The following is a 7,880-nucleotide window of genomic DNA, read 5'->3' as shown; positions in this document are numbered from 1 at the left end:
CCCCCGCAGTCCCCGTTCCGAGGAGCAACCCCCGTCATGTCCCGTCACCTGCGCCCGATCGCCGCACTCACCGGCAGCCTCGCCCTCGCCGCCACCCTCACCGCCTGCGGCGGCGGCTCGTCCGCCACCGGTTCGTCCTCCTCCGGGGGCGAGAAGGTGGTCACCGTCTACAGCGCCGACGGCCTCAAGAGCGACAAGGGCGACGGCTGGTACGACAAGGTCTTCGCCGAGTTCACCAAGAAGACCGGCATCGAGGTCAAGTACGTCGAAGGCGGCTCCGGCGAGATGGTCCAGCGAGTCGTCCGCGAGAAGACCAACACCCAGGCCGACGTCCTGGTCACCCTGCCCCCGTTCATCCAGCAGGCCGACGGCAAGGGCCTGCTCCAGGCCTACAAGCCGCAGGGCTCCGACAAGGTCAACGGCGCCGACAAGTCCGCCGACGGCAAGTGGACCTCCGTCGTCAACAACTACTTCGGCTTCATCTACAACAAGAAGGAGCTGCCCGAGGCCCCCCGGACCTGGGAGCAGCTCCTGGACGGCAGGTTCAAGGGCAAGCTGCAGTACTCCACACCCGGCGTCGCGGGCGACGGAACCGCCGTGCTCATCAAGGCGATGCACGACTTCGGCGGCAAGGAGCCGGCCCTGGACCACCTCAAGAAGCTCCAGGCCAACAACGTCGGCCCGTCGTCCTCCACCAGCAAGCTCGCCCCCAAGACCGACAAGGGCGAACTGCTCGTCGCCAACGGTGACGTGCAGATGAACTTCGCCCAGTCCAAGACCATGCCCAACCTCGGCATCTGGTTCCCCGCCAAGGACGGCGGCAGGCCCACCACCTTCGCCCTGCCCTACGCGGCCGGCCTGGTCGACAAGGCCCCGCACACCGAGAACGGCAAGAAGCTGCTGGACTTCCTGCTCGGCGAGGACGCCCAGAAGCTGGTCAGCGAGGTCGGCGGCGGCTTCCCGGCCCGTACGGACGTCAAGCCCACCGACGCCAACGCCGTCGAGCTCACCCGCCTCATGACCGGCGTGGAGGTCTTCGAGCCGGACTGGGCCGACATCGACAAGAACCTGGCGGCGTACGTGGACGCGTGGAAGTCCGCGACCGGCAGCTGAGCCGTAACCCGGCGGCCACGTGCGGCCGCCATCGTACGACGCGTGGATAACGGGTCTGGACCGAACGCCCGCACCGTTCGCTCCGGGCCCGTTCCGCACACGTCCCCGGCACCACCCGACCACTTGCTCCTGGAGGAGTACGTGTCCCCTGTCCTGCCCGGACGCCGCCGTACCGGCGTGGCCGCCGCCTGCGCGACCGCCCTGCTCGCCGCCACCCTCGCCACGACCCCGGCCACCCCCGCCGGCGCCGCCGGGGAAGCCGCCCTCACCCCCAAGGTCCTCGTCATCGGCATCGACGGCACGGTCCTCGACCGCGTCAAGGCCGCCGACGCCCCGTACCTGAAGGGCCTGATGGCCCAGGGCCTGACCGCGAAGAGCACTCTCTACGCCACCCCCATGGCCGCCACCTCCTCCGGCCCCGGCTGGTCCACCGTCGCCACCGGTGTCTGGCCCGACAAGCACGGAGTGAAGGACAACTCCTTCACCGGCAAGAACTACACGGCCCACCCGGACTTCCTGACCCGGATCGAGAACACCAAGCCGTCGCTCCGCACCTGCGCGGCCGCCGACTGGGAGCCCCTCACCTCCACCGACGCGGGCGGCCCCGTCTTCTCCGCCAAGGTCGACAAGCGCCTCTCCCTCAAGGGCGACCGCGACGGCTACGGCACCGAGGACCCCAAGATCGCCACGGCCGCCGCCACCGAACTGCGCGACGGCGACCCCGACGCCTCCTTCGTCTACTTCGGGCAGGTCGACGTGGCCGGCCACTCCTACGGTGCCGCCGGCCAGCAGTACCTGGACGCCATCGCCCGCGTCGACGTCCTGGTCGGCCAGGTCCTCACCGCCGTCCAGAACCGCCCGACCTACGCCCAGGAGAACTGGAAGATCCTGGTCACCACCGACCACGGCCACACCGACGCCGGCGGCCACGGCGGCTCCACCCTCCAGGAGCGCGGCACCTTCGTGATCGCCAAGGGCGCCGGCATCCCCGCCGGTTCGGTCCGTGACGACGTCCGCCTGGTCGACGTCGCCGCCACCGCCCTGGAGCACGTGGGCGCGGCCGCCGGCTCCGCCGTCGACGGCGTCCCGCTGGGCGCTCCGGACAGCGACCCGTTCGACACCCTGCGCCCGCAGCTCCAGGCCCGGGTGGACGAGACCGGCATCCCGGCCGGCACCAAGGGGTTCACGCACACCCCGCCGGCCGGCTGGTCCGTGGACAACTCCCGGATGGGCAGCGGCGGTGTCGCCGAGTGGGCCGGGTGGGCCTTCGCCACCGACGAGTTCTGGTCGCAGTCCCAGCGCGACCAGTGGCGCGAGCTCAACGTCCGCTCCCGTGACGTGTTCGCCGTCGCCGACTCCGACGAGTGGGACGACAAGGCCCACACCGGCTCCTTCGACTCCACGCTGATCACGCCCAAGTGGGCCGTCACCGGCGGCACCACCACGACCCTGCGCTACGCCACGCACTACCGCCACGAGGCCCCGCAGACCGCCCAGGTCCTGGTCTCGTACAACGGCGGCACCCCGCAGGTGGTCAAGAACTACACGGCCGACGCCGTCGCCAAGGACGAGGCGATCACCCTCCAGGTCCCGGCCGGCGCCACCGACGTACAGGTCCGCTTCCGCTACACCGGCAGCAACAACTGGTTCTGGGCCGTCGACAACGTCCACCTCGGCTGAGCCGATCCGCCGAGCCGGTCCGCAGCACCGTCCCGTCCGGGCTGTGGGCGCTGACCGCGCCCACAGCCCGTTCCCGTTACGCTGGCCGCGACAGTGGTGCAGACCACGGCCACCGCGGACGCAGAGCGGAGAACAGTTCAGTGGCAGAGCGCAAGCCGATCGAGTCCTGGCTCACCGACATGGACGGGGTCCTCATCCACGAGGGCACCCCCATCCCCGGCGCCGATGCCTTCATCAGCCGCCTGCGCGAGTCCGGCAAGCCGTTCCTGGTGCTGACCAACAACTCCATCTACACCCCGCGCGACCTCCAGGCCCGCCTGCTGCGCATGGGCCTCGACGTCCCCGTCGACAACATCTGGACCTCGGCCCTGGCCACCGCCAAGTTCCTCGACGACCAGCGCCCCGGCGGTACCGCGTACGTCATCGGCGAGGCGGGCCTGACCACCGCCCTGCACGACATCGGCTACGTGCTCACCGACCACGAGCCCGACTACGTCGTCCTGGGCGAGACCCGGACCTACAGCTTCGAGGCCATGACGAAGGCGGTCCGGCTGATCAACGCCGGCGCCCGGTTCATCTGCACCAACCCCGACGAGACCGGCCCCTCCACCGAGGGCCCGCTGCCCGCCACCGGCGCGGTCGCCGCGCTGATCACCAAGGCCACGGGCAAGCAGCCGTACTTCGCGGGCAAGCCCAACCCGCTGATGATGCGGACCGGCCTGAACGCCATCGGCGCGCACTCCGAGACCAGCGCCATGATCGGCGACCGGATGGACACCGACGTCCTGGCCGGCCTGGAGGCGGGCATGCGGACCTTCCTGGTGCTGACCGGACTGACCACGGTCGAGGACACCGAGAAGTTCCCCTACCGCCCGACCCGCACGGTGAATTCGATCGCCGACCTGGTCGACCTGGTCTGAGACCCGCGCCTGACTCGTACGGCGCAGCAGCGTGAACCGTTCGGGTCAGCGCCGCGGCGCTGCGGATGCGCCGCGCCGCTCCACGGGTGAACCTCCTGGACGAGGAGGTTCACGATGCGCATCGCTCTGCTCGCACTCCGTACCACCGGGGTGGCGGTCGCCCTCACCGCCGCCACCGCCGTGGCCGCCCCGACCGCCCTGGCCAACCCCGACGGCAACCGGGGGACCGTCTCGGTCAGCCCGTCCACGGCCCGACCCGGGGAGGAGGTCGAGCTGCGCGTCCACGGCTGCGACGGCCGCAAGGGCGTGGCCAAGTCCTCCGTCTTCGTCGGGGAGGCGCGGCTGACCGGCCGTGACGGCCCCGGCAGCCCCCTGTTCGGCGAGGCGAGCATCAGCTCCCGCGCCGAGCCCGGCTGGCACACCATCCGCGCCTTCTGCGACGGCACCGAGAAGGCCACCGGCTCGATCCAGATCGTCCGGCACGGCGGCCACCACCAGGGCGACCACGACGGCGGCCACGGCGACCACCCGCAGCCGCACCACCCCGGCCACGCCACGCCGTACTGGCCGAGCCACGCGGGCGGCGGCGGGATGGCGGCGGAACTGGCCGCCACCACGGCCAAGAAGCACCCCGCCGGCGAGGGCCCCGGCCTGCCCCACACCGTGATCGGGGCCGTCCTGGCGGCCGTGGCCACGCTGGCGGTGGCGGGCAAGGCCCTGGCGATGCGGCGCCGCCGCAGCGGCCAGTGACGGGCGGCCGTCGATGACGGACGAGCCCGCTTCGTCCGCCGGCGGCCGGCTGCTCACCGTCGCCGCCTGGACGGTCCTGGTCCTGGGCCTGTGGCTGTGGGGCCGGGAGATCACCGAGGCCCAGCCGGTGCCCTCGGCGCAGGCCGGCTCGCTGTTCGGCATCAGCCTGCCGGTGGCGCACACCCCGCTGTCCGCGACGGCCCTGCCCCAGCGGGTCGACCTGCCGGCCATGGGCGTGCACGCCCCCGTCGTGCCGCGCGGCCTGGACCCGCACGGGGCGGTCGACCCGCCCCCGTACGAGACCCCGGGCGTGGTCGGCTGGTGGTCGGGCGGCACCCGCCCCGGCGCTGCCGGCACCGCCCTGCTGGTGGGCCATGTGGACACCGCCTCGAAGCCGGCCGTCTTCTACGGGCTGAGCACCGCGCGGCCGGGGGACACCGTGCGGGTCGCGCGGGACGACGGCTCGACGGCGGAGTTCACCGTCGAGGACGTGCAGGTCTACGAGCGGGACTCGTTCGACGCGCACAAGGCGTACGGGCCGCGGGTGAAGGGGCGGGCGGAACTGCGGCTGATCACCTGCGGGGGCACGTACGACAAGGTGGCCAAGCAGTACTCGGCCAACGTGGTGGTCTCGGCGTACCTGACGGGCGTGACCCCGGCGGGAGCGGCGACGACCCCCGCGCCGGCCCCGGCCCTGGCCCCGGCGCGCGGGGCGGTGTGACCGACGTCGTACCCGAGATGCAGCGAGGCCCCCATCCCGAAGGATGGGGGCCTCGCTGGTCTGTGCGCCGCCAGGGACTCGAACCCCGGACCCGCTGATTAAGAGTCAGCTGCTCTAACCAACTGAGCTAGCGGCGCCTGCTGACAGAGAAAACTCTACCCCACGTTTCGTGGTGCCCGTGACCAGCCACGCCCGACTTGTCCGATTAACGAATATTCGGGGGGTTTTCGTGCACGATATCTCTCGGTCACCCCGCACCTGACGCCCCGCCAGACGCGGCCCCGGTGGCCCGACGAGGTGGACGTAGGCCCGGACGATCAGGGGAGAGCCGATGCAGCAGCCGCAGATGCCGATGCCGGTCTTCGAGGAGTACGAGCCTGCCGGCGACTGCGCGTGCCGGGGGTGCGCCGAGCGCCGTCGGGCGGCGGCCCGGGCCCGCGCCATACCGCTGCGGGACGGCGGGCACCCGGCGGCGCGGGGCGCCCGGCGGGTGCTGGTGCTGGCGACCGCGGCCGGTGTGGTGCTCGGCGGCGGCGGGGCCGGTACCGCCGCGGCCCTGTCCCCGGCCGCGCCCGCGGCGCCGTCGGCCGACGAGCCGCCGGGCAGCCCGCAGGGCGGCCGCGGCCCGCTGCACGGCCCGAAGGGCCGCCCAGGGCCCCAGCGCAAGCCGGGAGCGGTCAAGCGGCTGGACCGGGCGACGATGATCAACCGGGCGAAGCTGTGGCTGGACGGGAAGGTTCCGTACAGCATGTCCGAGTACTGGACGGACGGCTACCGGCAGGACTGCTCCGGCTACGTCTCGATGGTGTGGAACCTCGGGTCGAACGAGTGGACCGGCAGCCTGGACAAGTTCGCCACGAAGATCACCAAGGACGAGCTGCTGCCCGGGGACATGCTGCTCTTCCACAACCCGGCCGACCCCAACAAGGGCTCCCACGTGGTGATCTTCGGCGGCTGGGTGGACGAGACGAAGACCCACTACGTGGCGTACGAGCAGACCCGGCCGAACACCCGCAAGCAGGCCACCCCGTACGGGTACTGGACCAACGCCACGAAGTACGTCCCCTACCGCTACGCCGGGGTGACGGGCGCGGCCCCGCTGCCGGACGGCACGCTGCCGGTGGAGCCGCCGGCCGGCCCGGGGACGACGGCGTTCCCGGGGGCGACCGCCTTCGGGCCGGGAGCGGAGAACGAGCACGTGCTGCGGCTGGGCCAGCTGCTGGTCGACCGCGGCGGGCGGCGGTTCTACCCGAAGGGCCCGAGCAGGAAGTGGTCGGAGTCCGACCGGCAGGCCACGCAGGCGTTCCAGCAGGCCCAGGGGTGGACGGGCGCGGACGCGGACGGGATCCCGGGCGAGCACACCTGGCGGCTGCTGGTGCGCAAGGAGGGCAAGGACATCCGTCCGCTGGTCGAAGCCGCCCCCGGCCCGGGTAGACCGTGGCCGCCCGGCCTCCCCGCCCGCACCGGCGGCCACGGTCTACCCGGGCCTGGGCGCCTTCCGCCCGGGCCACGCCCACCCGGCGGTCGAGGCCCTCGGCCGCCGCCTGCTGGCGAAGGGCTTCGGCAAGTACTACCGCTCCGGCCCCGGCCGGACCTGGACCGAGGCCGACCGCCGCGCGGTCGAGGCCTTCCAACGCGCCCAGGGCTGGCGCGGACCGTCCGCCGACGGCTACCCGGGCCCGGAAACCTGGCGCCGGCTGTTCGCGTGAGGGAGACACGAGACCGATGCACACCACGACGACGATGACCACCTCCACGACAGGCACCCTCCACCTCCACCCCGCACCTCCACCTGCCCCGACCCCACTCGCCCCGTCCACGGCGGCGGGCCCCGCGGCGGGGCCGCGGTCGGCGTCCGCTGCGGACGCGGGTCCGGCGGGTGCGGCCCCGGCGTCCCCGGCGGCCGGGCCCGGTCCGGGGGAGCTGCCGGCCCCCTCGGCGGAGCCGCTGGCTGCGGCCGGGCCTGGCGGTGTCGGGTCGGACCCGGCGACGGGGCATGCGCCGGAGGAGCCGGGGTCGCTGCCGGTCCCGGCGCCTACGGCATCCGGCGCTGCCACGGCGACCGGCGCCGGCCTCGGGGCGCCCGGGCCGGCGGAGTGCGCCGCACCCGCGCCTTCGGGCGCGCCCGTGCCGGGGGTGGGGCAGGCTCCGGTGGAGTCGGGGCCGCGGGCGGTGTCCGCGACTCCCGGCGGTCCGGCGGGTACGGCGCCGGCGTCCGCGGTGGCCGCGACTCCCGGCGGTCCGGCGGGTACGGCGCCGGCGTCCGCGGTGGCCGGGCGCGGGCCGGGGGAGCCGGGGCTCGGTTCTGTGGCCCGGGCGCCGCGTGCCGTGGGCGACCGGCCGGAGGCGGAGCCGGCTGGTGCCTCCGCGTGCCCGCCGGAGGCCGGCCGGGACGGGGTGGTGGCGGGGCGGACGCCGGTGCCCGAGCCCGGTGGATCGGCCCACGCCACGCTGAACTTCCGGCGCCCGCCCTGGGCTGAGCCCCAGGGACCCGAGGCGCACCTGCCCGCTGCCCGCGGGGAGGGGCGGATCCCGGGGCCCGGCGTCGCGCTGGTGGTGGCGCAGGCCGTGGCCCGCGGGATGGACGCGGCGTGGGGGCACCGCCCGGCCGAGGCCGGGGGAGAGCAGGAGCCCCAGGTGGCCGCGCCGGCCCCGGGCCGTTCCGCCGCCGAGGTCCCGGAGGGCCTCCCGTTCCC

General features: G+C 73.9%; 5 protein-coding genes, 1 tRNA gene and 2 pseudogenes. 7 read left to right on the top strand and 1 reads right to left on the bottom strand.

Annotation, left to right across the window (positions count from 1 at the left end; genetic code table 11):
- Window positions 1-36 precede the first annotated feature (36 nt).
- From EF918_RS28985 to EF918_RS28965, 5 genes are all read left to right on the top strand, one after another.
- Window positions 37-1,113 carry a 2-aminoethylphosphonate ABC transporter substrate-binding protein gene (locus tag EF918_RS28985; protein WP_125651895.1) on the top strand — a complete coding sequence of 359 codons (1,077 nt, stop codon included), beginning with the start codon at window positions 37-39 and terminating at the stop codon, window positions 1,111-1,113.
- A 141-nt stretch (window positions 1,114-1,254) separates the two neighbouring features.
- Complete coding sequence (locus EF918_RS28980) at window positions 1,255-2,793, top strand: alkaline phosphatase family protein (protein ID WP_260610778.1); 1,539 nt, start codon at window positions 1,255-1,257, stop codon at window positions 2,791-2,793.
- Between the two features lie 140 nt (window positions 2,794-2,933).
- Window positions 2,934-3,713 carry an HAD-IIA family hydrolase gene (locus tag EF918_RS28975; RefSeq protein WP_125651894.1) on the top strand — a complete coding sequence of 260 codons (780 nt, stop codon included), beginning with the start codon at window positions 2,934-2,936 and terminating at the stop codon, window positions 3,711-3,713.
- Between the two features lie 114 nt (window positions 3,714-3,827).
- Window positions 3,828-4,463 carry a hypothetical protein gene (locus EF918_RS28970; protein ID WP_125651893.1) on the top strand — a complete coding sequence of 212 codons (636 nt, stop codon included), beginning with the start codon at window positions 3,828-3,830 and terminating at the stop codon, window positions 4,461-4,463.
- Window positions 4,464-4,476: 13 nt separating this feature from the next.
- Window positions 4,477-5,184, top strand: a complete 708-nt coding sequence (locus tag EF918_RS28965; protein WP_125651892.1) for a class F sortase — start codon at window positions 4,477-4,479, stop codon at window positions 5,182-5,184.
- A 63-nt stretch (window positions 5,185-5,247) separates the two neighbouring features.
- Here the strand turns inward: EF918_RS28965 and EF918_RS28960 are convergent.
- A tRNA-Lys gene (locus EF918_RS28960) sits at window positions 5,248-5,321 on the bottom strand.
- A gap of 209 nt (window positions 5,322-5,530) precedes the next feature.
- Here EF918_RS28960 and EF918_RS28955 point away from each other — a divergent pair.
- Window positions 5,531-6,893, top strand: a pseudogene (locus EF918_RS28955) (peptidoglycan-binding protein).
- A gap of 709 nt (window positions 6,894-7,602) precedes the next feature.
- Window positions 7,603-7,880, top strand: a pseudogene (locus tag EF918_RS37775) (hypothetical protein); the annotation flags it as partial.

The sequence above is a fragment of the Streptomyces sp. WAC06614 genome (assembly GCF_003949795.1).
In the GTDB taxonomy this organism is placed as follows: Bacteria; Actinomycetota; Actinomycetes; order Streptomycetales; family Streptomycetaceae; genus Streptomyces.
Note: the sequence above shows the minus strand (reverse complement) of the source record. Positions and strands in the feature narration are given on the sequence as shown.